Genomic DNA, 24,963 nt, shown 5'->3' on the forward strand with positions numbered 1-24,963 from the left:
ACTGGTACCTGTTGCAAACTTTAACAGGTTCCTGTAGGATTTATGTCAGGAGCTGCACAGTACCGTATATCTACCGCGGAATGCACGCTCAGATACACCCATAGCGAGCACAGGCTCGCCCCATAGATTTTTGGAGAATATCTCATGAATACCCCCGAAGAATACACTGCAGAAGCAGCAGAAACCCTCTCCGGCCGCGAATTGATGCACAAGGTGATGGAATTTGCCCGTAATGCTCACGCATGGCGTGCACACCAGCACCACGCCAAGCACAAGAACGGCATGGACACCAGCCGCGGCCAGGGTCGTATTTTGGCTGCCCTGAACCTCAAGGATGGCATTCCCACCCGCGAGCTGGCGTATGTGTTGGGCATTCGCGTTCCTTCGCTGAATGAAAGCCTGGCAAAGCTGGAAGAAGCCGGTCATATTCGCCGTGAAGCGGATGTCAATGATAAGCGTATTAAGCTGATTTACCTGACCGAATCCGGTCGTGAGATGGGCGCAAGCGCTTCAGCTGAACCTAAGCGCCCAAATTTCTTTGAGGTGCTCACCGAACAGGAGCGCGCGCAATTTGCCGATATGATGGATCGTCTGAATGCTCGCCTGAGCCAGGAACTTCCCGATATGCAGCAGGCTCGTGAAGAGTGGGAGGCCGCAGCCCGTGAGCGCATGGGTGACGAGCGTTTTGAAGAGTGGATGAGCCGCGCTCGTCGCGGTGAAGAGTTCGGTTTTGGTCCTCGTGATTTTGGTCGAGGCGGTTTCGAACGCGGCTTTGGTCGCGGTCATCGTGGCGGTTTTAAGCACCGCGGTGAGCAGGGTGTTAATCGTGAAGGTTTTGGTCGAGGACATGAAGTGAAGGAGTACCGTCGTGGTGGTCGTTCGATGCGCGGCATGAAGCGCCGTTTCGGCTTTGAAACTCGTGGGTTTAATGCATAAATAATATGTACCCTGTGTGTAGGGGCTGGAGTAATCCAGCCCCTACACATAGTCGATTAAGGGATGAGAGGAAATGGGTCTATGAGTTCATAACCTTCTCAATGTTCCCTTCCCCTCTTTTCTTAATTTCAGTGTACTTTGCAATGATGTGCGGATTATCTTCAATGAATTGTGAGATATAGGGAATAAGTCCCTTTTTGATTCGCCCCTCATAGTCTATTTTCTCGCGACATGTAGCATCTGCTATTGCTGTATCGATATTATCGTGATCCTTTGTTTCTGCCTCATCTGGACTCCGGTGCTCGGGGTGAGAATTATCTACCATACAGGTTTTCCATTCCTTAAGCATGGTACTGTACTCTTCTGAGTCAAGATAGGAGTTAATATATGCATTAAGCATAGTATGCTTAATTGTTTCAAAAAACACGGCATCTTCGGCAGATCCATAGAGAGCTTTGAGCCCTTCAAGGAGGCAGGTCCCCTCAGGCATGCTGGGGCCACCGGGATATCCGGTAACATATTCTGACTTAGGGGTACCCGCCGTATAGTCTTCAAGAGCCTGATTGCTCATACGGGCTGTTTGGGCAGAATATGCATCCCATTCAGGATCTTCAGGATTGGCGTAGCCTCTAGTGCGGGCTTTTTCAAGGCTAAGTGATGTAACCAGTATGTGGCCACGGATGCTAAATGTTTCAAGTCGCTTTGCTCTAAATTCCGTATGCCCGCGGGCGTGCATGCAATCGGTAATTGCTTTTTCTTCAGCTTTACGCAAAGGTTCCTGTGTGCGGAATAAGTCAACCAATTTATTAATAGCCAGTGGATCAGGTTGAACGGTAGGGATGATAATTGTATCGTATGATTTTATAGATATCTCCTTGGGGGCTGTTTTATCTGGTTTTGCGCAACCGGAGATGGATACTATAAGTAGAATGCTGAGGAAATAGATAATACGCTTCATTGCTCGACCTTTGTGTCCGTTACCTAAGGAATAGTGGGTATAGGGCGACAGATGTTCATCCTACACTCACACACCTCTGTCTGGGTGGGAGCGTGCCTGAGCTGCAGGCAGGGTGAGCATGCCGGCGGTGACCATGAGCATGGCTACCATGGCGGATACATTATGGCGAAGATTCATGAGAATCATCTCCTTAGGTCGGGGTGCTTCGTCCGGGATGCACCGGTAAGTTTCACGTTTCCGTGAATATACATGACCTCTTCTTATAGCTGACTCTACTCCTTTGATGTGAGCGCCGCAACCAAAAATGCTTGAAATATCCAAAATAATCTGCCCATCAACCTCTCGCGGTAGATATTGAGGGTGTAGAAAAACGGGGCCCCATGCATCCTTAAGCTCAACACCACAGGAGAGAGAAAGAACGCAGGGAACCCCGCCGTATCTAAAATCTATAGCTCGATAGAACCCGCAGAAAAACTATCCACCGGAACATCCAGGCGGGTTAGAGCGTCCACCAGCAGCACACGGGCAGCCTGCTCCTCATGCCATCGAGCACGCACCAGAGCACGGCTAACAGCCTGAGTGGTAATACCCAGAGCCTGGGCCACAGCCTTCTGCTGACCGCGCACACCCGGAATCAAGGGGGCAACTACGCGCTGCTCCGCCTCGGTACGATCGGCACACACGCGATACAGTAGACGAATATTGCCGCTCAAAGCATCCGAAAGGAAACGCTGAGCAGAAGAAATAGCAATACCTCGAGCCGGGGAACCCGTACGCGCCTGCTCCACCGCAAGACGCGAATACTCCAGGGCATCACCATCACACAGAGCAATACTCAAATCATCAAGAGCATCACCCGAGGCGGGAATATTTAGATGCCCCACGCCCACGCCAACCCAGAAACCATTGTCCGGGGCAGCCAGCAGAGCGGCATGAACCGCATCAGAGGCAGATTCAAAAGCACCCTGAAGCTCATCGGGGTACGTCTGCGTAAAAGGTACGCGCGGGTTCAAGGGGGAGAGAGCCTGTTGCAGCTTCTCCACAGAACCCGACGACGAACGTTGGATAAAGGTTAGAACGAACACGTTCCTATTATGCCCTAAAACTTTCAAGCTACGGCATAACTTCAAAAGTGTACGCGCATAAAAATCACTATTCGCGCGCAAAGCACGCGTAAATGTGGCAGATATAACCCTGTATCATACAGTCACAAAACTAAACAATGTATAAAAATGCACCTCACGAGGGTGAATCGAACCCTAGATGGAATCCAGACCCAAACCCACAAAACCACCCAGAGCACGCACCTCCTGGACACTCTGCGGCACACAGCGCTCCACAGAGGAGCCACACACCACATCCGTGCGCCACTGGCCGCGAGAAATAGCCACATTCAAACGATTGGGCGAGAGCAAAAAACTCGCACTACGACCGGCAAGCTGCGCATTAGACGCCGCCAAAGACACCAGAGTTATGGGAGCCTCCTGCCCCTGGAACTTATCCACCGTACCCACACGAACACCCTGGCCATCATCAGTGAGCAGATTCGCCTGAATTAGAGCTGAACGAATCTGTTCTACCTGGGCTCCATAGGCGGCGACCACCACAATATCCTCAGGTTCAAGCTCACGCGTGACGCCCTTTTCAGTCCATGACGAACCAATATACCCGGATGCCAACTCAACAATGCGCTCAGCCTCCAGGGCATTACGCACCGAAGCGTGCTCATGATCCAGACGCACAATATTCAAACCCGGTTCAACAGCCCCACCCGAAGGCAGAGACAGGGCACGCTCAGCCGCCGCGGGAGCAGAAAGCAAACGACCCTCATACGACAGACGAGACACACTCGCGCAGAGCGCCGGGTGCATACGCCAGGACACACCCAAAAAATAACCATAGGCGGGATCAAGCACCGGATTACCATCCGAGAGCCAACCCAGAGCCGACTCATTGACCGGAATATCGTGGCTTGCGGTCGACACCTGAGGCAGCTGCTGAGGATCACCCAGCAGCAACATGGAACGGCATGCACGCGCCACTGCCAGAGTATTCGCCAGGGCATACTGGCCCGCCTCATCAATCACCAGAAGATCCAGGCTCTGCTGCGCAAAGCGCTTCTCGGAACTAAAATCCCAGGCGGTACCGGCAAATACAAAACCCTCAGGAGCGTTAAGACACTCCTGAAGTTGAGTATCGCTCACCTCCCGCCAGAGGAAATTCGGAGTCTGCGATTTACCGCGACCACGCGCCGCCTGCTCGGGTGGCACACCGCGCTCCAAACAGGCAGAGAGCATATTCTCTACCACCGCATGAGACTGCGCCACAATACCGATCTTCCAGCCCTGAGCAACCAGGCGCGCAATCACATGAGAACCCACAAAAGTCTTACCCGAACCGGGTGGGCCCTGCACCGCCACATAGGAAGAATCAAGGTTCTTCACCGCAGCGTAGAGAGCCTCAACCGCGGGTAGCTCGGCATCGCTAAAGTCCTCTACCGAGGGTAGGGAAGCGCCGCCGCGAAGGCGCGGAGGCTCACGGCGCACAATATCCTGAGCGGCACCCGGCAGCGCAGAGGGGAACGCCAAAGCGCTCTGCGTTGCGGTCTCTAAAATCGCCTCTTCCAAAGACTTCGTAGCAATAGGAATAGGGGGAGTGAGCGCAATGGGCAGCTGCTGATGCTGCTCCTCGGGCGCCAAGCCGGTCACGCCCTTTTCTTCCAGCAGGATATCCACCCTGCCGGAACCGTCCTGATGCTGATGAACCTCAAGTAGAGTGCCCTCCGGAATGCCCACCGAGAGCACCTGACGAGGTGCGGGAATATCCGGATTATTATGCGAATAATAGGTGGCGTCTTTAAAAAGCTGCGAGGTGACATGCTCCGGCGCACTGACGGCAGGGTAGAGCATATATAGACCGTTATCAGCCGCCTTAAGAGTGCTGGATTCACCCATACGCGCGGTAATCGCCAGGATACGCGCGGGCTTGCGAGCCCTGGGCTTGGGCAGATGCCAATCCTGCTCCACGGTCACAGAATCAAAAATCAGGGTGTCGCGCGAACCCTCCCAAACGGCGGGCTCATGGGAGAGACGATAAAAATGATCACGCCAAAATTGGGCGCGCTCGCGGCGATGATAATCCACCGCAGCAAGGTTCATGGCGTGCGCATACTCCACGCTAGTGGGGTAGTGATGCTCATTCTGCCAGGCTGTTTGCAGGGTTTTTAGGCTCTCCAGCAGGTGGGTGCGCTGCTCCAGGGCAGCAAGTTTATCTTCGTCCTCTTCCGGAGTCGGAGGCGGTACCGGGATAGACTCGCCCAGTTCGAGCACAATCTCGGAATCTTCCTCTTCACCGGTGATTTCTTCAGCCTGGGGTAGCTCGGTGGTGCCGTAGAGCATTTCGCAGGCGGGGCACTGGCGGCAGGTTATTAGCTGAGGCAGGCTTAGGAGCGCGCGGATATTCTCCGGTTCGCTCGCCTGTAGCTGCTCAATGGATTCTAAACGCTGCAGATAGGAGGCAGCCAGTGCTTGGGGCGCCGAGATGGAAATATATTCACTTCCCTCGGTGCTCTGTGCGTTTTCTTCTCCTGGAATATAGCTTAAAAGAATACCTGTTATGTTTGCGACGGGTGTGTGCTCGCTTAAAAGAACACTCCAGACACCGCCGCGAATCAGCGCCTGAACCGCAGACTCACCCGACTCCTGCTGCACCTTCAGGTGATAATCTCCCGCCGCGAGAGCCGAAAAGATGCCGCTATCCATACTAGAGAGAATGTGCTCACGCCAGTTGGGCACGCTGCGCGCACCCAACCAAAGCTCAGCCTCGCACACATTCGTATTCAGTAGGGCAGTGACCGAAAAATAAGGTACAGCAAGAGAATCCATATACACAGTATGCCCCAGAAAGAAGCTCTTTAATGTACGTGCAGGTACTCTTCGAAAACTTGCCTTTAGACGGGCTGAGCAGAAACGCCCTAGGCGCTCGGGCTCGCCGGCTCACTTGCAGTAGCAGACGCCGCGACAACGGGCTCTTTGGCCGAATTCGGCGCACGACCGGCAATAAGCGCCGCGCACTGATCCTCAAGACCGCGAACCGTCACCAGAGTGTCATAATCCGCCGGGAAATTACAGAAAATCACGAAAACACGGCGCTGACCCTCGGGAGTCACAGCCCACCCCGCCAACGACGCCGCACTATATAAAGTGCCCGTTTTCGCCCACACCTGCGAGCGAGCCCCGCGGCTCTCGGCACTGTCAAAACGATCAAGAAGAGTGCCCGACACACCCGCCAGAGGGAAGAAAGCCGGCATGGACTCAGCGATCTTCTGTTCCGGGTGATTGAGCAGAGCGCGCAGAACCGCTGCAGTGGTTACGGCACTGAGGCGATCGGCGGGCGCAAGACCGCACACATCCGCCTGAATTAGACCGGTCAGGGGGATAGACAGGCGGGTCAGTTCGTCACGAACCCAACGCTGAGCTGCCTCGGCACTACCCTCGCCGATAGCCTGTCGAGCTGCACAGCGAGCGAGCACTTCCGCCAGGGCATTATCGGAGCTGAGCATCATCAGCTGAGCCTGCTCGGAGACGGGGGCAGATTCTACTGATGCCAGTAGCTGAGCGTTTTCGGGAGTGGTGGCTGCCCCGGCGGCTTTAAAGGAATATCCGTTCTCTTTACCCTGTTCATTGAGCACAGCCAATACGCGATCATAAACCACCTGAGCGGCATTTTCCGGGCGCTCACTCTCCTCCCCACCGGGCACACGATGGGAATTAAACGCCACAGGATATAGCGCGCAGATCTGACCCGAGGCAATATCCCCCTCCTCCCACCCGGGATTTAGGTTCGCGCCGCTAAAAAGCGAGACATCCAGATGCAGAGTGTATTCACCCGCAGGAGCCTGCGCAGCCTTCAACTTGCGGCACGCCGCAGCAGCAAGAGTCTGCACACCCGCACGACCATTAACCGCCTGAGGATTGGACTCGCCGGGAGAGAGTAGAGAATCGCCACCCGCCACCATATAGAGCGCACGATCCGTATAGCGCAGGGACGTCTTCAAGGTCGAAGAATACAGAGGGGAATGGCTTAGCGCCAGCAGAGTCAGAACCTTCATGACCGAGGCGGGAGCAAATGCCTGATTCTTGCTCAGCCCGTAGATTTCGTCCCCACCCTCACTGAGCACCAGCACAGAACGATCCTTAGGCATAAGCGCCAAGGTCTCGTTCAAGGAGCTCTTCAACGCAGGATACAGCTCCTGCACAGAAGAAGGCGACGGGGAAGCGCTCACGCTCGGGGTTGCCTCCGGCTGCGGTGCCGGAGAAGAAGCGCACGCCGCCAAAGCCAGGGGTGCGGAGAACAAAAAAGTACGGCGCGAGAGTGAGGGGGAGGAAAAACGCATTCTTAAAGCATAGCCCGAGCTCACCGCCAGACTAAACACGCTACAATAATCAAGAAACGGCGCAAAACGCGCCCCCAAGTAAGAAAGAGGTTCCCATGGAACTGGACGTCACCATTGAAATCCCCGCAGGTTCCCGCGTTAAGTACGAGGTAGACCACGAGACCGGCCGCCTGCGCCTGGACCGCGTGCTGTTCACCTCCATGCAGTACCCCACCGCATACGGCTACTTCGAGAACACCCTGGGCGAAGACGGCGACCCGCTGGACGCAATGGTCATGCTCGACGTTGACGTAATCCCCGGCGTGATCGTTGAGGCTCGCCCCATTGCAGTATTCAACATGACCGACGAGGCAGGCGGCGACGCGAAGGTACTGTGCGTACCCGCTGACAAGCGCTACGACCACATCAAGTCCCTGGCTGATGTCCCCGAGCAGCTCAAGGCTGAGATCCAGCACTTCTTCGAGCGCTACAAGGACCTGGAGCCCAACAAGTGGGTTAAGGGCGAGGGCTGGGAAGACCTGGCAGCAGCAGAGAAGATGGTTCAGGAAGCTATCGAGCGTTTCGCAGCTGAAGGCCACTAATTTCTGGGCATGTAGCTAATACACGCTAGTACAAGGGCTTGGACACTCCATACACGGAGCGTCCAAGCCCTTGTGCTTTATTATGCGCATCTAAAATCCGAAGAATACTTCGGAAATACTGCTTGGGAAGGTAATAAAAAGGGGTAAAAGATAGGAATCCAAAGGATAGTTCGGAAAAGTTTAGGGCTCTCCGGAAGATAACCGGCAGCTCCCAGGTCGGGAATATACGCCCCGAATACATCACCTCAAGAGCCCCATGACATAGACTTAGACTATGAGCACCCTAGCTGAGCGCATCATTAACCCCGAAAAAATCGCCCGCACCGTATCCCTCATCGCACCCGCGGGCTCCCGATTTACCCGCCGCACCCGCGAACGCGAAATGCAGGCAGCCATCGCCTCCATCCGCAAGGCGGCAGAGACCTCCGTAGAACACGTCTATGCAATCACTGGGCTTGAAGCCGCCCACAACCTCCGAGACTCCCAGGTGCTCGTTATCGACCGCGCCACCTGGGCAAAAGCCAACGCCCAAGCATTCCGTATTATGGCAGCGCCCTTTATTGAGCCGCTCTTTGCCAGCCTGGAATCCAAAAATCCCAAGTCCATCCCCCTGGCATCCAGTATCGTCTCGGCTGAAATTGGTGCGGTGCTCTCATATCTTTCCACCGCAGTGCTGGGACAATACGACCCCTATGCTGCACTGGCGGGGTACGGGCCTGCCGGCGGGCGCCTCATGTTGGTCGCTCCCAATATTGTGAGCCTGGAAAAAGAGCTCAATTTAGAGCCCGAAGACTTCTACCTGTGGGTGTGCCTGCACGAGCAAACCCACCGCGTGCAATTTGCCGCCGCGCCCTGGCTACGTGAGCATTTTCTGAGCCTGATTTCTCACATGGGTGAGCACACCGCAGCCAATATTGAGGTATCTAAACTCGGAGGTCTCGGTCGCAGCTTGAACTCCGATAGTGAGAGTGACTCTTCTATCGCCCAGCCCACCGAGGAAATTCGCCGGATCGGCGCCGAACTCAACGCCGTCATGAGCCTGTTGGAAGGCCACGCCAATGTGGTCATGGACGCCATTGACGCCTCCATTGTTCCCAGCGTAAAAACCATTCGCCAGCGCTTTGACCGCCGCAGCAGCATTCAGAAAATTGTGCGCCGAGCCCTCAATAAGCTACTGGGCATGGAAAAGAAACTCGCACAATATAAAAACGGTCAGAAATTCGTACAGCATATCGTGGACCAGCGAGGCATGGAGGAATTCAACCGCGTTTGGGAACGCGCAGAAAACCTACCCAGCGAGGCAGAAATTCACGACCCCGACGCCTGGATCGCGCGCGTGCTCGAGAGCAAAGCTAGCGAATCCAGCGCAGCACTCAACCCGGCAGAGCAGAAGAAAGACTAACAATGCAAGAAGCACGAGAAGGCCGCCTGCACCCCGCCGTAGGACGCGCCCGCCAGCTCACAGCGCGCCTGCTCACCGAGCACTTCGGCAAAGACAGCGTGCAGCCCACCGGCCGTACCCGTCGCGCCTGCGTACGAGAGGCGAGTGAACTGCCCCTGCTGCTAGTTGCCTGCTCCGGCGGCCCCGACTCCCTAGCATTGGCAAGTATCGCAGCCCATTTTGCGCGCCGAGGCGATATGCGCGTGGGCGCTGTGATCGTTGACCACCAGCTGCAGGAAGGCAGCGGGCAGGTTGCCGAAGAAACTGCTCAAACCCTGCGATCCATGGGGCTTGCTCCGGTCGTGATTGAGCGCGCCACCGTGAACGATACCCGTCTGGGACCCGAAATGGCGGCGCGCAACGCCCGCTATGAAGTTTTTACCCGCGTGGCGCATCAGCTTGGCGCTCACGCTATTCTGCTCGGCCATACCCGCAATGACCAAGCGGAAACCGTACTGCTGGGTCTCTCTCGCGGCTCGGGCACCCGATCCCTTGCCGGCATGCCTACTCATAAAGAGGAACAGGGTGTAACCTATCTGCGCCCCCTGCTGGATATGAGCCGGGATGAGATAGAGGATATTTGTGCCGCCGAGGCCCTGACGCCCTGGATCGACCCAACCAACGCCGATACAAGCCTTATGCGCTCGCGGGTACGCCATGAGATTCTGCCCTTTTTGCAGGAGCATTTGGGTGGGGATATTATGCGCGCCCTGGCTCAAACCGCCACGATTGTGGGCGCCGATAGCGAGTATTTGAGTCAGCAGGCTCAGCTGGCTTTTGAGGCGGTTCAGCGAGTGCCGGTTGACCCGCAGGATTTCTCTATTGCATCTCTGCAACCCGCTACTAGCTTCTGCGCCCTAGATCGTGTGGCGCTCATGGAGCTACCCCGTGCCCTGCGCAGCCGCGTATTGGCACTGGCGGTGGCGGCTGCAGAGGGCGTTTCAGTGAATTTTGAGCGTCTGCGCGCTCTGGAGGATTTCGCCTCCGAGCACTCAATTGCAGGCCCGGTGCAGATGCCCGGTAAGGTGAGTGCCTACCGCCGTCGCCGTGTGCCGGTAGCCGGTGCCGGTGAGCAAAATAGGCGCGCCGATCTGCTGATTTTGCTCTCCACTCGTGCAGCTGCCGGCTCGTGATAGCATCCGCCGGGTAAAAGTCACATATTTTATTCGGCTCTGGGGCGCTTGCGGGGATGCTTGCACAGCGGAATTAAGTCATACTTAAGGTACAGATAATGCAAAGACGTACCGCGCGGCATGAAGCGCGGTCACGGTCGGCAGCACTCTTCCCGCACGCGCGGGGAGTTACGCCGTCCCTCGAGAGAAGAAAGTACTTGTTGTGCAGGCAAAAGATGTACAGGACGATCTGAAGAACGTCCTCTTCACCAAGGAAGAAATCCAGGCAAAGATTGATGAGCTGGCAGCTCAGATTGACGCCGACTACGAGGGCAAGGACGTGCTGCTGGTGGGCGTGCTCAAGGGTGCGATCATGGTGGTTGCTGACCTCTCCCGTGCGCTGAAGAACCACTACACCATGGACTGGATGGCTGTGTCCTCCTACGGCTCCGGCACCAAGTCCTCCGGCGTGGTGCGTATCCTCAAGGACCTGGACACCGATTTGACCGGTCGCGATGTGCTGATCGTTGAGGACATTATTGACTCCGGTCTGACCCTGGCATGGCTCAAGCAGAACCTGGCATCTCGTGGTGCAGCATCGGTTGAGATTTGCGCTCTGCTGCGCAAGCCCGCCGTGGTCAAGACCGATATTGACGTGAAGTACATCGGTTGGGATATTGACCCCGAGTTCGTGGTGGGTTACGGCCTGGACTTCGCTGAGAAGTACCGCAACCTGGATTGCATCGCGACCCTGCACCCGCACGTGTACTCCTAAAGATTAGATTTTAGGGCGGACGCCTCGCGTGCCGGTTTATCCGGTTCACGCGGGGCGTTCAGCATTAAAAGCCGTTAACCGCAGGGCGAAATATCGCCGTTTCTTATGACCGAATCCGGGCTCCTCGGGTACATTTAAGGTGATTCTTTCTATTCTCTGCCGGGTCATGCCGGGCAGAGCGTGATTTTGCGGGCACTGCCCCGCTCATGGAGGACTAATAGTGGCAACGAAACCTACACCCCCCAAGCCGGGCAGTGATAGCCTGTGGGGCAAGATTATTAACTCAAAGTGGCTGGGCGCTATTCTGATTGCCCTGGTCGCTCTGGGTATTTTCGTGTTCTCGTCAATGGGTCAGTCCCGCCAGCAGGTGGATACAAATGTCGGTTTGCAGCTGCTGAAGGATAACCAGGTTGTCAGCGCGAAAATCTACGACGGTGACCACCGCGTGGAGCTGAACCTGAAGGAATCCTATAAGCAGGGTTCCAAGGACATGGGTAAGAACCTGAAGTTCTACTACTCCACCCCGCGCGCTGAGGACGTCGCCCACGCCATGAGCGATGCCAAGCTGGAAAGCTACACCGACCAGCCGGTGGAGAGCAACTTCTTCGCCTCCATGGTCTCTATGCTGCTACCCCTGCTGCTCTTCGCCGCTCTCTTCTGGTTCATGATGAGCCGCTCGGGCGGTGGCGGCGTCATGTCCTTCTCGCGTTCTCGCGCGAAGAAGTTCGACAAGGACACCCCCTCGGTTCGATTCAGCGATGTTGCCGGCGCTGACGAAGCCGTAGCCGAGCTGCAGGAAGTCAAGGAATTCCTCTCCGAACCCGAAAAGTTCACCCGCCTGGGCGCTAAGATCCCCAAGGGGGTGCTGCTCTACGGCCCTCCCGGTACCGGTAAGACCCTGCTGGCAAAGGCTGTTGCGGGCGAGGCTGGCGTGCCCTTCTACTCCATCTCCGGCTCCGATTTCGTGGAGATGTTCGTGGGTGTGGGTGCATCCCGCGTGCGCGACCTCTTTAAGGAAGCACGCAGCAACCCCGCCGCCATTATCTTCGTCGACGAGATCGACGCTGTCGGTCGCCGCCGCGGTGTTGGCATGGGTGGCGGCAATGACGAACGCGAGCAGACCCTGAACCAGATGCTGGTTGAAATGGACGGCTTTGAGGGTAACTCCTCCGTGATCGTTATTGCAGCAACTAACCGCCCCGATGTGCTCGATCCCGCGCTGCTGCGCCCCGGTCGTTTCGACCGCCAGATTGGTGTGGAGGCGCCCGATATGAAGGGCCGCGCGCGCATTCTGGAAGTGCACGCAGCGGGCAAACCGATTGCTCAGCAGGTGGACCTGGGTCAGGTTGCTAAGCGCACCCCCGGCTTTACCGGCGCCGATTTGGCAAACGTTATGAACGAGGCGGCTCTGCTAACCGCCCGCGATAACGGCAATGTGATTGACGACCGCGCCATTGACGAGGCAATTGACCGTGTCATGGCAGGTCCTCAGCTGTCCTCGCGCATTATGAGCGAGCATGAGCGTAAGGTCACCGCATACCACGAGGGTGGTCACGCCCTGGTCGCTGCGGCTCTGCGCAACTCCTCCCCGGTTACTAAGATTACGATTCTGCCGCGCGGTCGCGCCCTGGGTTACACCATGGTTATGCCCAAGGACGATAAGTACTCCACCACCCGCAATGAGCTGCTGGATCAGATGGCTTACGCGATGGGTGGTCGCGCCGCCGAGGAGATTGTCTTCCACGACCCCTCCACCGGTGCAGCTAACGATATTCAGAAGGCGACCGATACCGCGCGTAAGATGGTCACCGATTACGGCATGAGCGCCGCGATTGGTTCCGTTAAGCTCTCCGGCGATGACACCGAGCCCTTCCTGGGTGGCGGTAGCGCAGGTTCTTCCCGCAGCTACTCCGATGAGACCGCTTTCACGGTTGATACCGAGGTGCGCGCTCTGCTGGAGCAGGCTCACGATGAGGCCTATGAGATTCTGGTAGAGAACCGCGATGTGCTCGACCGCCTGGCGTACGCCCTGCTGGAGCGTGAGACTCTGCTGGAGAACGAGATCGCTGAGATTTTCAAGGATGTGCGTAAGCGCCCCGAGCGTTCTCACTGGTACTCGAAGAAGACCCGCGAGGTGACCAATATTCCTCCGGTGAAGGCTCCCAGCGAGCTGGCCGCTGAGCGTGAAGCTGATGCCCCTGCGGAGCAGGCTCCCGCGACCGCCACGCAGCCCGTACAGCCCAGCCAGCCCTACGGTGTGCAGCCGGTTCAGCCGATTGCGCCCGCCCGCCCGGCACAGGTGCCTCCGGCTGCTCCCGCGGCGGTAGGCTCTGAGGATGAGTCGACCGTGGTCATGCCCGAGTCCGGCGCACCGTACCAGAATGGAGAGAATAATGACCGAGCATAAGGTGGATCAGCCGCGTATTGCTGCGGCGGTACGTGAGATTCTGCTGGCTATTGGCGAGGACCCGGATCGTGATGGTTTGGTAGATACCCCGGCGCGTGTTGCGCGTGCTTATGCGGAGTTCTTCTCGGGTCTGCATATGGATCCGGCGGATGTTTTGGGTACGACTTTCGACATTGAGCATTCTGAGCTGGTGCTGGTGAAGGACATTCCGTTCTATTCCACCTGTGAGCATCACCTGGTGCCGTTCCACGGTGTTGCCCATGTTGGCTATATCCCGGGCCCGGATGGTAAGGTGACCGGTTTGAGCAAACTGGCTCGCGTGGTTGATCTCTTCGCGCGTCGCCCGCAGGTTCAGGAGCGCCTGACCACTCAGGTGGTTGAGGCTCTGGAAGAGCATCTGTCCCCGCGCGGTGCGATTGTGGTGATTGAGGCTGAGCACATGTGCATGTCCATGCGCGGTGTGCGTAAGCCCGGCGCTAAGACCGTCACGAGCGCTGTGCGCGGTCAGCTGATGAACCCGGCAACCCGCGCCGAGGCAATGAGCCTGATCCTCTCCAAGCACTAGGAACCTCCGCGTAGAAAAGCCCAGTTAAGCACGTTTAGCCCAGGTATTAATGGGCTAAACGTGCATAACTGGGCTTTTCGCGCATCAGATACAGAGCATATAAAAACCGCAGCCCCCGGTGTGTTCGAAGCCGGGGGCTGCGGTGAGCGAAAAGGCTCTGTTAGTGAGCGGACTCTTCGGTATCCCAACCAAAAGCAATTGCACATACCAGTGCAACACCGGTAGCAGCACAAATCAGAGCGCTACCAAAAGTTACCCAACGCAGCGGGCCGTCAATGAGCACCAGAGCGATCAGGCTGGCAATAGCAATCAGCGAAGAAACCCAAGCACCGGTCTTCAGATTCACGTGAATCTCCTCTAACAATTCAAAAGGTGGCGTGCGGGCACGCCGGTACGTATGTGATATCTCAAGAATACGCCACAAAAGCTTAAAATACGCATTCGACATGCAATATTAAGCGCGGATTTGCGCATTTAGACGCGCATATCACCCCGGGATGAAAAACGGTAGCATTAAAGCATGACAGAACACGCCAGCGCACCGATCCTCACCGAGCACAGCCGCACACAGGTCATGGGTATCCTCAATGTCACCCCCGACTCCTTTAGCGACGGAGGTAAGCATTTCAGCCCCGAAGCCGCTATCGCGCACGCTGCCGCCATGCTTGCTGACGGCGCAGACATTATCGACGTGGGCGGCGAATCCACCCGCCCCGGAGCCACGCGCATTAGCCCCGAGCAGGAGCAGGATCGCATCCTGCCGGTGATCGAAGCGATCTCGAGCCTGGGTGCCACCATTAGCGTGGACACCATGAACCCCTCCACCGCCCGCGCCGCCATTGGGGCAGGAGCGCACATTATTAATGATGTCTCCGGCATGAATCTGAGCGATGAAATGCTCGAAACCGCAGCACACCTGCAGGTGCCCTATATCCTCATGCACGCGCGCGGTACCTCCACCACCATGAACGATTTGGCGGTATACCCGCGCGGCACCGTCACCGAGGTGCTGGAAGAGCTCATGAGCTTACGCGAGCGCGCCCTGGCAGCCGGTATTGCACCGCAGAATCTGATCCTTGACCCGGGTCTGGGCTTTGCTAAAACGGGCGAGCAGGACTGGGAGCTATTGGGCGCCGTACAGGATTTCCAGGCTCTGGGTCACCGCCTGCTCATTGCCGGTTCGCGCAAACGCTCGGTCGCCAATGCCCTGGCTGCCGCCGATAAGGAGCACGCCACCCGCTATAACCTGCCGCAGCCGGCGCCTCGTACACCCGAGCAGCGCGATGCCGCCAGCGCCGCCGTCGCTGCCCTCATGGCGCGCTCGGGCGTGTGGGCTGTACGCGTGCACGATGTCCGCGCCGCGGTAGATGCCATTACCATTGTTGAAACCATACGAAAGTTTGAGAAAAATGCACGATAAGATTACGCTGACCGGCGTGCGCGCCCACGGCTACCACGGTGTGTTGGAGTTTGAGAAGCGCGATGGCCAGGAATTCATTGTGGACGCGGTGCTACACGGTGATTTTAGCGCTGCGGCTGCCGGCGATGACCTGTCCCTAACCACCAATTACGCCGAGGTAGCTCAGCTGATTCACGACCGTATTACCGGTGAGGGTTTTGATTTGATTGAGACCCTGGCGGTGCGTATTGCCGAGGAGATTCTGGGTTCTCAGCCGCTGGTGACTGCTGTTGAGGTGACGGTGCATAAGCCGCACGCGCCGATTCAGGTACCTTTTGGATCGGTGGCGGTGAGCGTGGCGCGCTCTCGTATCGCGGCAGAGGGCGCGGGCGCTGAGAGCGCTAAGGTGTGCTCCCATGACTAATATGTCTATTCCTGAAAAGTATCGTGCGGTTCTGGCTTTGGGTTCTAATCTGGGTGATAGCGAGGACATTATTGAAGAGGCCGTGGCGCAGCTGCAGACTCTGGATATGCGTCTCATAGCTCTTTCGGGTTTGTATGCGACGGCTCCTGTGGGTGGCCCCGAACAGCCGGACTATATTAACGCCGTGATTGAAGTCGCTACCGACCTGGATCCCTATGAACTGCTGGCTGCCTGCCACCGCGTGGAGCAGGCGCATCGCCGCACGCGCGAGGTACGTTGGGGCCCGCGTACCCTGGATATTGACATTATCGCCATTGAACAGCGCATGCCTGAACCGGCAGAGGGTGCAGAAGAAATAGAGACGCAATGGGAGCCGCTGCTCTCTACTGACCCGGTGCTGACCCTGCCGCATCCTCGTGCCCGCGAGCGCGCCTTTGTACTGGTGCCCTGGGCGGAGGCAAACCCGCAGGCGCTACTACCCATCTCACCCGATCGCAAGGTCGCGGTAGTTCACCAGGCCTATGTGGTTTCTCGTGCCGATGAGGCCGCCGGTCAAAATGCTGTGACCGATTTACGCGGTATGTGTGATGCGTGCATTGACCCTGCTTATGCTGAGCCTTTGCCAAGTCTGGATAGCGCGGAGGAGTAGAGGATGAAAGAAATCCGTATCTCTACAGCGTTGGTGACCGTTGTGCTCACGGCGGCGCTTATCTTTGCTGTGGATGTTCTGCTGGCTAATTCTGGTTCCGAGCTGGCACCCTCTGCCGTGCTTGCCCTGGTGTGCGTGCTGATTGCTGGTACGGCGTTGTATTTGGGCTGGCAGGTGTCGCGTTTTAGGGATCCGTCAACGCGCTCGCAGGTGCGTAATATGACGGCTCTATCGGCGACGCGTGTGCTCGCGTTTGCGCAGTGTTCTATTATGACCGGCGCGGTGTTGACCGGTGCCATGCTGGGCATTCTTGCTTTTCACCTGACTCTGCTGGCTGAGCGCGGTGCCCTGGGCGGGTTGTGGATTGGTGCGCTTAATGCTCTTGCCGCTGTTATTCTGACGGTGGCGGGGCTGGTGGCTCAGCGCTGGTGCAAGCTGCCTCCGGAGGAAGACTCCTCTACCGGTCCGTCTACGGGCACGGTCAATATAGTGTCATAAATAGTGCTACTCTTCACATGCGGGGTGTGGCCTGTGTACACTGGGTATACAGACCGCGCCCCGCCTGCTTTAGTACGGGTGCATAACGAGTTCAAGGGAGAAAATGCTATGTCTGAATACCCCCAGTCTGCCCGTATACCTCAGTCTGCCGGTATTCCTGAATCTACCGGTGTACAGGAGCGCGAGTGGATTCCGCCCCATTCCACCTATGTGGCGGTGCGCTATACCCGCGATAGTTTTGCCCTAATCATCGTTATGCTTGTGCAGGCAGCGCTTATTCTGGGCTTTAAGTTTTTCCCTTCCCTGCTGCCTGTCTCTGAATCTGTTCAATACGCTATCTATGCGGTGATTATTGCGATTCTGCTCTGGTCTGCATGGTGGATGCTGACCCTGGTCCGCCGCACCCGTGCCCTGGGCTATTGCGTGCAGCCGGATTATCTTTCCTCCCGTAAGGGCCTTTTGTTCCGTCAAGAGGTCTCGATTCCTTATGGCCGCCTGCAGTATATGGATATTAAATCCGGGCCTCTGGAGCGCAAGGCCGGGCTGTGCCGCCTGCAGATTCGCACGGCGGGCGTGGCGGAGTCCTATATAACGATTTACGGCCTGAAATTTGAGCAGGCGCATCAGCTGCGTACCCTGCTGCTTGAGCGTGCCGAAGAGCGAATGGTGGAACTCTAATGGCTCGTTTTTCAGAGAATAATTCGCCGCATCCTCGGGATATCTCGCTGCTGACCGATGAGCTGCAGCAGGCACAGTGGTGGCGTGCCGATTGGCGTTCGGCTATAGCCCATGTGGGTGTTGTTGGCTGGGCGATTATTGCTTTTGCCCTGGTTCAGCTGCGCGATGCACTGATTACCGGCAATTTGGAAGAGAATGCACGGGCTGCTGAGAACATTTTTGAGAGCTTCGGCAATTTGGCGCGGACTCATCTGGGCAGGATTGGCTGGATGCTTTTTGCTGCTGTGGTCCTGCTGGTTATTGCCTTGATTCGCTGGTGGACGACCCGCTATTGGGTGGGTGAGGATATGCTGTACCGCCGTAGGGGTGTGTTCACTCGCCAGCTGCGTCAGGTGCGCTATGAGAGCATTCAGAGTGTGGAGCTGGACCGCCCGCTTATTGCCCGCCTGCTGGGTTTGGCGGTGGTGCGGTGCGAGATTCCCGACGGCGCCGAGACGGCTTTGCGTATTGAATATGTTTCAAAGGCGCGCGCCGATCAGCTGCGTGAGCAGATTTTCTCCCTGATGACTCAATCCCGTGCTGATGGTTCTTCTGCGCCTGGTTCTTCTGCCTCTTCGCCTGAGGATATGCCCGAAGTAGCACCTGCGGTCTTGACCGAACCGGCGTATGATTCCTTGATGCCCGCCCCCATAAACCAGAATAATTATTCTTTATCTACCGCTTCCACCCCGATTTTTAGGGTATCTACCGCCCGCTATGTGGGCGCTCTTTTGTTGGATGATATTTCCTGGATTATCCCCGCGTTGATAGTCTGGTCGATTCTTTTTGCCATTGGCTCTGCAATACTCACCCTCACGGGATTAGAGGATATAGAGGCTCATGAGGCCATGGGGGCTTTTGGTGTCTCCCTGATTTTCCCGGCTCTAGGTTATGCGGGTCATTTCTGGCACCAATTTGATCAGGGTGCCCGCTTTAGCCTAAGCGACCTCTCGAGCGCCCGAGGTAGGGGAGTGCAGATTAGCTACGGTCTGACCGGCACGCACACTCAGAGCGTTCTACTCTCGCGCATTCAGTCCTTTAGCTTGGAACAGCCCCTGCTCTGGCGCCTAACCCGCTGGTACCGCATGAAGCTCACCATTGCCGGTGTGGGTCTTGGGGATAAAGAAAATGATGTACTCACCCGCTCCACGGTGCTGCCGGTGGGTAATGCGCAGGATGTGCTGCGCGTGCTGGAGCATATTTACCCGCAGCTGGATTCCGTGCAGCGTGCCGCATTGCTGAACACCCTGCAGCCGGGAGCCTCCAATCCTTACGCCCCGCAGTTGCCTGCCCAGCCCTGGCAGGCGCGCCTGCAGACAGTGCCCGCGGCTCGTTTCCTTGCGCCCTTGAGTGCGCGCTATCGAGCTATGGGCTGGGAGCGTATTGATACAAACACCTCTAACACTCATAGCGAGGAGTACCTCTACTGGTCGCGCACCGGCTGGCGTGTACGCGTGCTTGCATGCATTCCCTCTACTCGCGTACTGGCGTTGCGTATTAGCTCAGGACCGATAGCACGAGTGGCCGGCGCTCGCACGGTGCATTGTGCCTCGGTACTCGGACCGGTGCGCGTGCGCAATCGCTGGATGGCAGCTGATCAGGTACCGCTCTATGAAGCCCATGTGCTCTCCCAAGCGGGCGGTCTGGCAAGAAAACGGCCTCAGCGCTTGCACTAGCTAGTAGCGCTGGTGAGCGCTTTAAGTCTGTGGGTGCTTATCTGCCCTCTTCTCATGGCAGATAAGCACCCGCACTGTATCTATTTCATTGAACTTATACACTATCCGAGTGCGGAGATTTGAGCTATCCGGGTCTTTAGTTGGCAGTGGGATAGTCGTTGTAGCCACGCTCGCCGCCTACGTAGAAGTAGCGTCCGTCTGCTTCGGTAAGCTCCAGATTTTCGGCGAAGCGTCGGGGCAGGTCGGGGTTGGAGATGAACAGTCGACCGATGGCTACGGCCTCTGCTTTTTCTTCTGCAATCAGGCGTTCTGCCAGTTCCTTGTTTGCGGGGGTTATAAAGTCGCCGCCGAGGATAAAGAATCCGTTGTATTCTTCACGCAGTGTTTCTACAGCTTCTTCGGAGGCACTAGTAATGACAGATACGTAGGCGATCCCCAGGCGTCGTGCCGCCGCCATGAGCGGCAGGTAGGTGGCTAGCATATCCTGCTCGTCCTTTTCCGCAACACCCTGGATGGTGAACTGGGGTGCGATTCGCAGACCTACGCGTTCGGCGCCGATGGCTGCCGAGACCTCTTCGAGCAGCTCGATGGCAAAGCGTGCACGGTTTTCGGGACTGCCGCCGTACTGGTCGGTGCGGGTGTTGGAGTTGGGTGCGAGGAACTGGTGGATCAGGTAGCCGGTGGCGCCGTGTAGTTCAATACCGTCCAGGCCCGCTTCAATGGCGTTGCGTGCTGCCTGGACGAATTCTGCCTTTGCGGCCTGGATATCGTCGATGCTCATTTCACGGGGCACGGGCAGTTCGGCTTTGCCGCTGGGTACGTGCGTGGTGGTGCCGGAGGCAATGGCGCTGGGCGCTAGGGGGTGTACGCCTTCGGTCAGTTCGGGGTGTGCCAGGCGGCCTGCGTGCATTAGCTGGACGACAATGCTACCGCCGCGTTCGTGCACGGCGTTGGCAATGTGTGACCAGCCTTTAATCTGTTCGGGGCTTTCCAAGCCAGGCTGGTTTTCGTAGCCACGGGAGGTGATGGTGGGGTAGGTGCCTTCTGCCACGATCAGGCCTGCGCTGGCGCGGTCTGCGTAGTAGCGAACCATAGCGTCGGTGGGTACGCCGTGTTCGGTGGCGCGGCGGCGGGTCATGGGTGCCATGACGAGGCGGTTCTTGAGTTTCAGGACGCCTGCGGTGGTGGGGGTGTAGAGGGTGTTCATGGTTGTTCTCTTTCGTTTGGTGGGGTGTTTCTGTTATGGTCCCCGGATAACACCATAATAGTTTAGAAACTCAACTATTGACAAGCTCAGGTAATATGATGTGTATGACAGTCGAAACCGAAAATCACCTCGCCCTCGTCCGCGAATCCATGAACCTCCTCGTGCGCGCAGCCGACACCGCCCGCGAAAACCTCGCGAACCTCGGTAAAAAACACCGCCTCTCCGCCAACGAAATCCGCGTGCTCCTCATACTGGAAGAACCCCTTAAAGGCAAAGAAATTGCCCAGGCCTTGGGCACCGACCCCTCCTATATCACCTCCCTTGCAACCAGCCTGGAGGGAGCTAGGCTGGTCGAACGCGTGGCAGGAACCGACCGCCGCGTGAAACTCATGGGACTCACAGAGCGTGGCGTCACCGTCCGACAGGAACTCATGCACGCCCTTCCCTACCAGGGCCCGGCAGCGCACCGTATGAGCGACCTGGAACTGTGCACCCTCATTGATCTGCTGAAAAAACTGCAATAGCGGCCAGAACACCCGCGTCTATACTTAATAGGGTGATGAATCTAAAACCTGCCCGCCTGAAGATTGGCATTATTAGCGCCGGAAAAGTTGGCGCTGTCCTCGGAGCTGCCCTGCGCGGCGCCGGGCACGAGATTGTGGGTGTTCACGCGGTCTCCGAAGCCTCCCGAGATCGCGCCGAGACCCTGCTAGCCGGCGTGCCGATGATGGACGCCGCCTCCATTGCTCGGGCAGCAGAGCTGCTATTGCTGGCGGTACCTGATGATGAGCTTCCCGGAGTCATCTCGGGTCTTACAGCAACCGGAAGCCTGAAAGCCGGGCAGCTGCTCATTCACACCTCGGGTCGTCACGGTACCGATATTTTTGCCCCCGCAACTGCCCTGGGCGCTATTGGTCTGGCTATTCACCCCGCCATGACTTTCACCGGCCTCTCCCTGGATATTGACCGTCTCAACGGCACCTCCTTTGCGGTCACCGGTCCCTCCCTCTACCTGCCTATTGCTCAGGCGCTGGTGGTGGAAATGGGTGGAGAGCCTGTTTTTATTGCAGAAGCCGACCGTGCGATTTACCACACGGCTCTAGCTCACGCCGCTAACCACCTGATGACCATCCTGGGACAATCCCAGCAGATGCTCGCCTCCATTGGTATTGAAAACCCCAGTGGATATATGGAACCCCTAGTCAAAGCCGCTTTGGATAACGCTCTGCGTCAGGGCGAGAATGCCCTGACCGGGCCGGTGGCGCGCGGGGATGTGAACACTTTGGGAGCTCACCTCAAAGCCCTGAATGAGTATGCTGAGCATGAAAATGCGGCGGATATTGTGGAGTCCTACCGCACACTGGCTGAATCTACGGCAAAAAGAGCGCATAATAGAAGTTTGTTAAGCGATGAACAATTGGGACGGATTCTCAAGCAGCTTTACAGCTAGCTTGCCCGGAGCACACACCGATCCCGCCCCGAACGACAAGGAGTTCTCGTCATGACTGAGAATCAGCCGACGATTGCAACCACGATTGCCGACTTCATCACCGCAATCACTAAAGCACTGGCCGCGGCACAGCTGCAGGCTGATGAGCAGGCGCGCGCGCTGGCAGCCCAAGAAGGTACCGAGGTTATCTACCGCGATGTGACCCTGGGCTTCGTACCGACCATGGGCGCACTGCACAATGGTCACGCAACCCTCATGCGCCGCGCCGCGGAGCAGAACGATGTGGTGGTCTCCTCCATCTTCGTCAACCCCCTGCAATTTGGCCCCGGCGAGGACTACGAACGCTACCCCCGCACCCTGGAAGCAGATGCCGCTCTAGCGGGCGAGGCAGGCGTACAGGTCATCTTCGCACCCTCCGTTGAGGAAATGTACCCCGACGGCGACCCCCTGATCCGCATTACCAGCGGCGAGCTGGGCACCAAGTTCGAAGGTAAGACCCGCCCGGGTCACTTCGACGGTGTGCTGACCGTGGTGAACAAGCTGTTCAATATTGTGCGTGCCGGCGCCGGTGACCACGAGGTCAACGCCTACTTCGGTCAGAAGGACGCCCAGCAGTTCGTGCTGATTCAGCGTATGGTGCACGATTTCAACCACAGTGTGAACCTGCGCCCGGTTGCTATTGTGCGCGATGATGACGGTCTGGCACTCTCTTCCCGCAATGAATTCCTCTCCCCGGCTGAACGCGAGGCAGCCCTGGTGCTCTCCCGCACCCTGGCACTGCTGCGCGAGAACTCCCTGAACCGCGGTTTTGAGGGTATTGATCTTCAGAGCGCTCGCGAGCGTATTAATGCGACCGAGGGCGTGCGCCTGGATTACCTGGAGCTGGTGGATCCCCATACTTTTGGTGAGCCCACCGAAGAATCTGAGCGTGTTTTGGCTCTGGCGGCAATTTTTGTGGGTTCCACTCGCCTGATTGACAATATGGACCTGCGCTAAAGTAGATAGAGTATGGTACTCGGTGGCAACACCCAAAGCTGATAAGGAAATGATGACGAAGGAAACCGCCGCACCGGCGATTGCAGATATGTCTGAGCAGATGTCCATCCGCTTGGAGAAGCGTGCGAAGCTGATTGAATCGGGTCGTGAAGCGTACCCGGTGGGCTTCTTCAATGCTGAGGGGCAGCGTATTGAACCCGACCATATTTCCGCTATTCGCGCCGAGTACGAACCGAAACTGGCTTCTGAAGAACTGGTAGCGGGCGATGAAACCGAGCACGTGGTTAACGTAGTTGGTCGCGTGGTCTTTGGCCGCAATACCGGTAAGCTCTGCTTCGCAACCCTGCAGTCCGGCACCTCCGGCAGCCGCATCCAGGCAATGCTCTCCCTGGCTGAGGTGGGCGAGGAGTCCCTGGCTGAGTGGAAGTCCCTGGTGGATCTGGGCGACCATGTGTTCGTCTCCGGTCGCGTGATTGTTTCTCGCCGTGGTGAGCTGTCCATTATGGTCACCCGTTGGGAGATGGCGTCCAAGGCTCTGCGCCCTCTGCCGGTGCTGCACAAGGACCTGAACGAAGAGACCCGCGTGCGTCAGCGTTACCTGGATCTGATGGTGCGCGATGAGGCTCGCGAGCTGGTGGTTAACCGCGCGAAGATTACCGCTACCGTGCGCCGCGTACTGGAGAACCACGGCTATATTGAGGTTGAGACCCCGATCCTGCAGCTGATTCACGGTGGTGCGGCAGCTCGCCCCTTCGAAACTCACCTGAACGCTTTCGACCAGGATATGACCCTGCGTATTGCAACCGAGCTGTACCTGAAGCGTGCAGTGGTCGGTGGCATTGACCGCGTGTACGAAATTGGTCGCGTGTTCCGCAATGAGGGTGTGGACTCCACCCACAGCCCTGAATTTACCACCCTGGAATGCTACGAGGCTTTTGCTGATCAGTTCATTATGGCTGAGCGTATGAAGGAAATCATTCAGTCTTGTGCTCGTGCTGTGGGTACCGAAAAGATTGAGACCGAGGCCGGCACCATTGACCTCTTTGGTGAGTGGGCGTGGGTTGGCGTGTACCCGGGTCTGTCTGCGGCTGTGGGTGTTGAGATTACCCCCGAGACCACTGCTGAGCAGCTGCGTGAGATCGCTGCTCAGCACGAGGTGGCTGTGGATCCCAAGTGGGATGCTGAGAAGCTGGTGGTTGAGCTCTTCGGTGAGATTGTTGAGCCGACCCTGATTAACCCGACTTTTGTGTACGATTATCCGCCGAGCGCACAGCCCTTGGCTCGCCCGCATCGTTCCGATAGTCACCTGATTGAGGCGTGGGATCTGATTATTGGTGGTATGGAGCGCGGTACCGCGTTCTCCGAGCTGATTGACCCGGTGATTCAGCGTGAGCGTCTGACCGAGCAGTCCCTGAAGGCTGCTGCCGGTGATGATGAGGCTATGCAGCTGGATGAGGACTTCCTGCGCGCCCTGGAGCACGGTGCACCGCCCATGGGTGGTATTGGTCTGGGTATTGACCGCCTGATTATGCTGCTGGCGGGCGATAAGGATCCCGAGCGTGAGGGTGTTGTGGTTCGTCAGCCCGGTATCCGCGAGACTATTCTGTTCCCGTTGATGAAGCCCGAGGCGTAAATAACGCGTTGACCTAGGCCTATAGTCGCATATATTGACAGGCTGTCACCTGCACCATATTGCTATTATTAGGCTGAGAATCGGCATATAGACCGCTAAAAGTCGGGGATTGGTTTGCTCCAATCCCCGACTTTGTCGTATCTA

Annotated in this window: 22 protein-coding genes and 1 pseudogene; 17 read left to right on the forward strand and 6 right to left on the reverse strand. The window is 57.2% G+C overall.

Features of this window, described 5'->3' with window-relative positions; genetic code table 11:
* The first annotated feature begins 144 nt into the window (after positions 1 to 144).
* Complete coding sequence (locus Q4P78_RS00735) at positions 145 to 936, forward strand: MarR family winged helix-turn-helix transcriptional regulator (protein ID WP_303338393.1); 792 nt, start codon at positions 145 to 147, stop codon at positions 934 to 936.
* Between the two features lie 79 nt (positions 937 to 1,015).
* Here the strand turns inward: Q4P78_RS00735 and Q4P78_RS00740 are convergent, their stop codons facing one another.
* From Q4P78_RS00740 to Q4P78_RS00755, 4 genes are all read right to left on the reverse strand, one after another.
* The gene (locus Q4P78_RS00740; protein WP_303338394.1) at positions 1,016 to 1,894 is read right to left on the reverse strand and encodes a hypothetical protein; all 879 of its coding nucleotides are present in this window, start codon (positions 1,892 to 1,894) and stop codon (positions 1,016 to 1,018) included.
* A 446-nt stretch (positions 1,895 to 2,340) separates the two neighbouring features.
* The gene (locus Q4P78_RS00745) at positions 2,341 to 2,979 is read right to left on the reverse strand and encodes a recombinase RecJ (RefSeq protein WP_303338395.1); all 639 of its coding nucleotides are present in this window, start codon (positions 2,977 to 2,979) and stop codon (positions 2,341 to 2,343) included.
* Positions 2,980 to 3,153: 174 nt separating this feature from the next.
* The gene (locus Q4P78_RS00750) at positions 3,154 to 5,778 is read right to left on the reverse strand and encodes a DEAD/DEAH box helicase (RefSeq protein ID WP_303338396.1); all 2,625 of its coding nucleotides are present in this window, start codon (positions 5,776 to 5,778) and stop codon (positions 3,154 to 3,156) included.
* 89 nt (positions 5,779 to 5,867) lie between these two features.
* A complete protein-coding gene (locus Q4P78_RS00755; RefSeq protein WP_303338397.1) occupies positions 5,868 to 7,289 on the reverse strand; it encodes a D-alanyl-D-alanine carboxypeptidase in 1,422 nt (473 codons plus the stop codon).
* Positions 7,290 to 7,375: 86 nt separating this feature from the next.
* On the opposite strand from Q4P78_RS00755, the pseudogene ppa reads away from it, so the two are divergent.
* From ppa to folE, 6 genes and pseudogenes are all read left to right on the forward strand, one after another.
* Positions 7,376 to 7,870, forward strand: a pseudogene (gene ppa / locus Q4P78_RS00760) (inorganic diphosphatase); the annotation flags it as partial.
* 274 nt (positions 7,871 to 8,144) lie between these two features.
* Positions 8,145 to 9,272 (forward strand): zinc-dependent metalloprotease, encoded by a 1,128-nt coding sequence (locus Q4P78_RS00765; RefSeq protein WP_303338398.1) that lies wholly within the window; start codon positions 8,145 to 8,147, stop codon positions 9,270 to 9,272.
* Positions 9,273 to 9,274: 2 nt separating this feature from the next.
* On the forward strand, positions 9,275 to 10,444 hold the full coding sequence (gene tilS, locus Q4P78_RS00770; RefSeq protein WP_303338399.1) for a tRNA lysidine(34) synthetase TilS: 1,170 nt from the start codon (positions 9,275 to 9,277) through the stop codon (positions 10,442 to 10,444).
* A 202-nt stretch (positions 10,445 to 10,646) separates the two neighbouring features.
* A complete protein-coding gene (gene hpt, locus Q4P78_RS00775; RefSeq protein ID WP_303338400.1) occupies positions 10,647 to 11,198 on the forward strand; it encodes a hypoxanthine phosphoribosyltransferase in 552 nt (183 codons plus the stop codon).
* Positions 11,199 to 11,418: 220 nt separating this feature from the next.
* Positions 11,419 to 13,605, forward strand: a complete 2,187-nt coding sequence (gene ftsH / locus Q4P78_RS00780; protein ID WP_303338401.1) for an ATP-dependent zinc metalloprotease FtsH — start codon at positions 11,419 to 11,421, stop codon at positions 13,603 to 13,605.
* A complete protein-coding gene (folE, locus tag Q4P78_RS00785; RefSeq protein ID WP_303338402.1) occupies positions 13,592 to 14,170 on the forward strand; it encodes a GTP cyclohydrolase I FolE in 579 nt (192 codons plus the stop codon). The genes ftsH and folE overlap by 14 nt, the downstream gene beginning before the upstream one ends.
* A gap of 160 nt (positions 14,171 to 14,330) precedes the next feature.
* On the opposite strand, the gene Q4P78_RS00790 is transcribed toward folE, so the two are convergent.
* Positions 14,331 to 14,516, reverse strand: coding sequence for a hypothetical protein (locus Q4P78_RS00790; protein ID WP_303338403.1), 186 nt, complete (start codon positions 14,514 to 14,516; stop codon positions 14,331 to 14,333).
* Positions 14,517 to 14,690: 174 nt separating this feature from the next.
* On the opposite strand from Q4P78_RS00790, the gene folP reads away from it, so the two are divergent.
* The 6 genes from folP (at position 14,691) to Q4P78_RS00820 (ending at position 19,533) form a co-directional block, all read left to right on the forward strand.
* Positions 14,691 to 15,590 (forward strand): dihydropteroate synthase, encoded by a 900-nt coding sequence (gene folP, locus Q4P78_RS00795; protein ID WP_303338404.1) that lies wholly within the window; start codon positions 14,691 to 14,693, stop codon positions 15,588 to 15,590.
* Positions 15,580 to 15,993 (forward strand): dihydroneopterin aldolase, encoded by a 414-nt coding sequence (gene folB, locus Q4P78_RS00800; RefSeq protein ID WP_303338405.1) that lies wholly within the window; start codon positions 15,580 to 15,582, stop codon positions 15,991 to 15,993. The genes folP and folB overlap by 11 nt, the downstream gene beginning before the upstream one ends.
* On the forward strand, positions 15,986 to 16,642 hold the full coding sequence (folK, locus tag Q4P78_RS00805) for a 2-amino-4-hydroxy-6-hydroxymethyldihydropteridine diphosphokinase (RefSeq protein ID WP_368660884.1): 657 nt from the start codon (positions 15,986 to 15,988) through the stop codon (positions 16,640 to 16,642). Before folB ends, folK begins: the two co-directional genes overlap by 8 nt.
* A gap of 3 nt (positions 16,643 to 16,645) precedes the next feature.
* Positions 16,646 to 17,140: a DUF3180 domain-containing protein gene (locus tag Q4P78_RS00810; RefSeq protein WP_303338406.1), complete on the forward strand. Its 495-nt coding sequence runs from the start codon at positions 16,646 to 16,648 to the stop codon at positions 17,138 to 17,140.
* 108 nt (positions 17,141 to 17,248) lie between these two features.
* Positions 17,249 to 17,818 (forward strand): PH domain-containing protein, encoded by a 570-nt coding sequence (locus tag Q4P78_RS00815; RefSeq protein WP_303338407.1) that lies wholly within the window; start codon positions 17,249 to 17,251, stop codon positions 17,816 to 17,818.
* Positions 17,818 to 19,533 carry a PH domain-containing protein gene (locus Q4P78_RS00820; RefSeq protein ID WP_303338408.1) on the forward strand — a complete coding sequence of 572 codons (1,716 nt, stop codon included), beginning with the start codon at positions 17,818 to 17,820 and terminating at the stop codon, positions 19,531 to 19,533. The genes Q4P78_RS00815 and Q4P78_RS00820 overlap by 1 nt, the downstream gene beginning before the upstream one ends.
* 136 nt (positions 19,534 to 19,669) lie before the next feature.
* On the opposite strand, the gene Q4P78_RS00825 is transcribed toward Q4P78_RS00820, so the two are convergent.
* Positions 19,670 to 20,740: an alkene reductase gene (locus tag Q4P78_RS00825; RefSeq protein WP_303338409.1), complete on the reverse strand. Its 1,071-nt coding sequence runs from the start codon at positions 20,738 to 20,740 to the stop codon at positions 19,670 to 19,672.
* Positions 20,741 to 20,844: 104 nt separating this feature from the next.
* On the opposite strand from Q4P78_RS00825, the gene Q4P78_RS00830 reads away from it, so the two are divergent.
* From Q4P78_RS00830 to lysS, 4 genes are read left to right on the forward strand one after another with little or no spacing between them, the layout of a single operon-like run.
* Positions 20,845 to 21,264: a MarR family winged helix-turn-helix transcriptional regulator gene (locus tag Q4P78_RS00830; RefSeq protein ID WP_303338410.1), complete on the forward strand. Its 420-nt coding sequence runs from the start codon at positions 20,845 to 20,847 to the stop codon at positions 21,262 to 21,264.
* A 35-nt stretch (positions 21,265 to 21,299) separates the two neighbouring features.
* Complete coding sequence (locus Q4P78_RS00835; RefSeq protein ID WP_303338411.1) at positions 21,300 to 22,190, forward strand: Rossmann-like and DUF2520 domain-containing protein; 891 nt, start codon at positions 21,300 to 21,302, stop codon at positions 22,188 to 22,190.
* A gap of 51 nt (positions 22,191 to 22,241) precedes the next feature.
* Positions 22,242 to 23,186, forward strand: coding sequence for a pantoate--beta-alanine ligase (panC, locus tag Q4P78_RS00840; RefSeq protein WP_303338412.1), 945 nt, complete (start codon positions 22,242 to 22,244; stop codon positions 23,184 to 23,186).
* A gap of 49 nt (positions 23,187 to 23,235) precedes the next feature.
* The gene (gene lysS, locus Q4P78_RS00845; protein WP_303338570.1) at positions 23,236 to 24,819 is read left to right on the forward strand and encodes a lysine--tRNA ligase; all 1,584 of its coding nucleotides are present in this window, start codon (positions 23,236 to 23,238) and stop codon (positions 24,817 to 24,819) included.
* Positions 24,820 to 24,963 lie beyond the last annotated feature (144 nt).

It is taken from the genome of Rothia sp. (in: high G+C Gram-positive bacteria) (assembly GCF_030540545.1).
GTDB lineage: Bacteria > Actinomycetota > Actinomycetes > Actinomycetales > Micrococcaceae > Rothia.

What these genes read in the sequence shown, in the direction of transcription:
- folE (WP_303338402.1), top strand. Translation starts at nt 13,592, where the DNA reads ATGACCGAGCATAAGGTGGATCAGCCGCGTATTGCTGCGGCGGTACGT.
- Q4P78_RS00755 (WP_303338397.1), bottom strand. Translation starts at nt 7,289, where the DNA reads ATGCGTTTTTCCTCCCCCTCACTCTCGCGCCGTACTTTTTTGTTCTCC.
- Q4P78_RS00825 (WP_303338409.1), bottom strand. Translation starts at nt 20,740, where the DNA reads ATGAACACCCTCTACACCCCCACCACCGCAGGCGTCCTGAAACTCAAG.
- Q4P78_RS00765 (WP_303338398.1), top strand. Translation starts at nt 8,145, where the DNA reads ATGAGCACCCTAGCTGAGCGCATCATTAACCCCGAAAAAATCGCCCGC.
- Q4P78_RS00835 (WP_303338411.1), top strand. Translation starts at nt 21,300, where the DNA reads ATGAATCTAAAACCTGCCCGCCTGAAGATTGGCATTATTAGCGCCGGA.
- panC (WP_303338412.1), top strand. Translation starts at nt 22,242, where the DNA reads ATGACTGAGAATCAGCCGACGATTGCAACCACGATTGCCGACTTCATC.
- Q4P78_RS00820 (WP_303338408.1), top strand. Translation starts at nt 17,818, where the DNA reads ATGGCTCGTTTTTCAGAGAATAATTCGCCGCATCCTCGGGATATCTCG.
- tilS (WP_303338399.1), top strand. Translation starts at nt 9,275, where the DNA reads ATGCAAGAAGCACGAGAAGGCCGCCTGCACCCCGCCGTAGGACGCGCC.
- Q4P78_RS00815 (WP_303338407.1), top strand. Translation starts at nt 17,249, where the DNA reads ATGTCTGAATACCCCCAGTCTGCCCGTATACCTCAGTCTGCCGGTATT.
- folB (WP_303338405.1), top strand. Translation starts at nt 15,580, where the DNA reads ATGCACGATAAGATTACGCTGACCGGCGTGCGCGCCCACGGCTACCAC.
- Q4P78_RS00740 (WP_303338394.1), bottom strand. Translation starts at nt 1,894, where the DNA reads ATGAAGCGTATTATCTATTTCCTCAGCATTCTACTTATAGTATCCATC.
- folK (WP_368660884.1), top strand. Translation starts at nt 15,986, where the DNA reads ATGACTAATATGTCTATTCCTGAAAAGTATCGTGCGGTTCTGGCTTTG.
- folP (WP_303338404.1), top strand. Translation starts at nt 14,691, where the DNA reads ATGACAGAACACGCCAGCGCACCGATCCTCACCGAGCACAGCCGCACA.
- Q4P78_RS00735 (WP_303338393.1), top strand. Translation starts at nt 145, where the DNA reads ATGAATACCCCCGAAGAATACACTGCAGAAGCAGCAGAAACCCTCTCC.
- Q4P78_RS00830 (WP_303338410.1), top strand. Translation starts at nt 20,845, where the DNA reads ATGACAGTCGAAACCGAAAATCACCTCGCCCTCGTCCGCGAATCCATG.
- Q4P78_RS00750 (WP_303338396.1), bottom strand. Translation starts at nt 5,778, where the DNA reads ATGGATTCTCTTGCTGTACCTTATTTTTCGGTCACTGCCCTACTGAAT.
- Q4P78_RS00810 (WP_303338406.1), top strand. Translation starts at nt 16,646, where the DNA reads ATGAAAGAAATCCGTATCTCTACAGCGTTGGTGACCGTTGTGCTCACG.
- lysS (WP_303338570.1), top strand. Translation starts at nt 23,236, where the DNA reads ATGATGACGAAGGAAACCGCCGCACCGGCGATTGCAGATATGTCTGAG.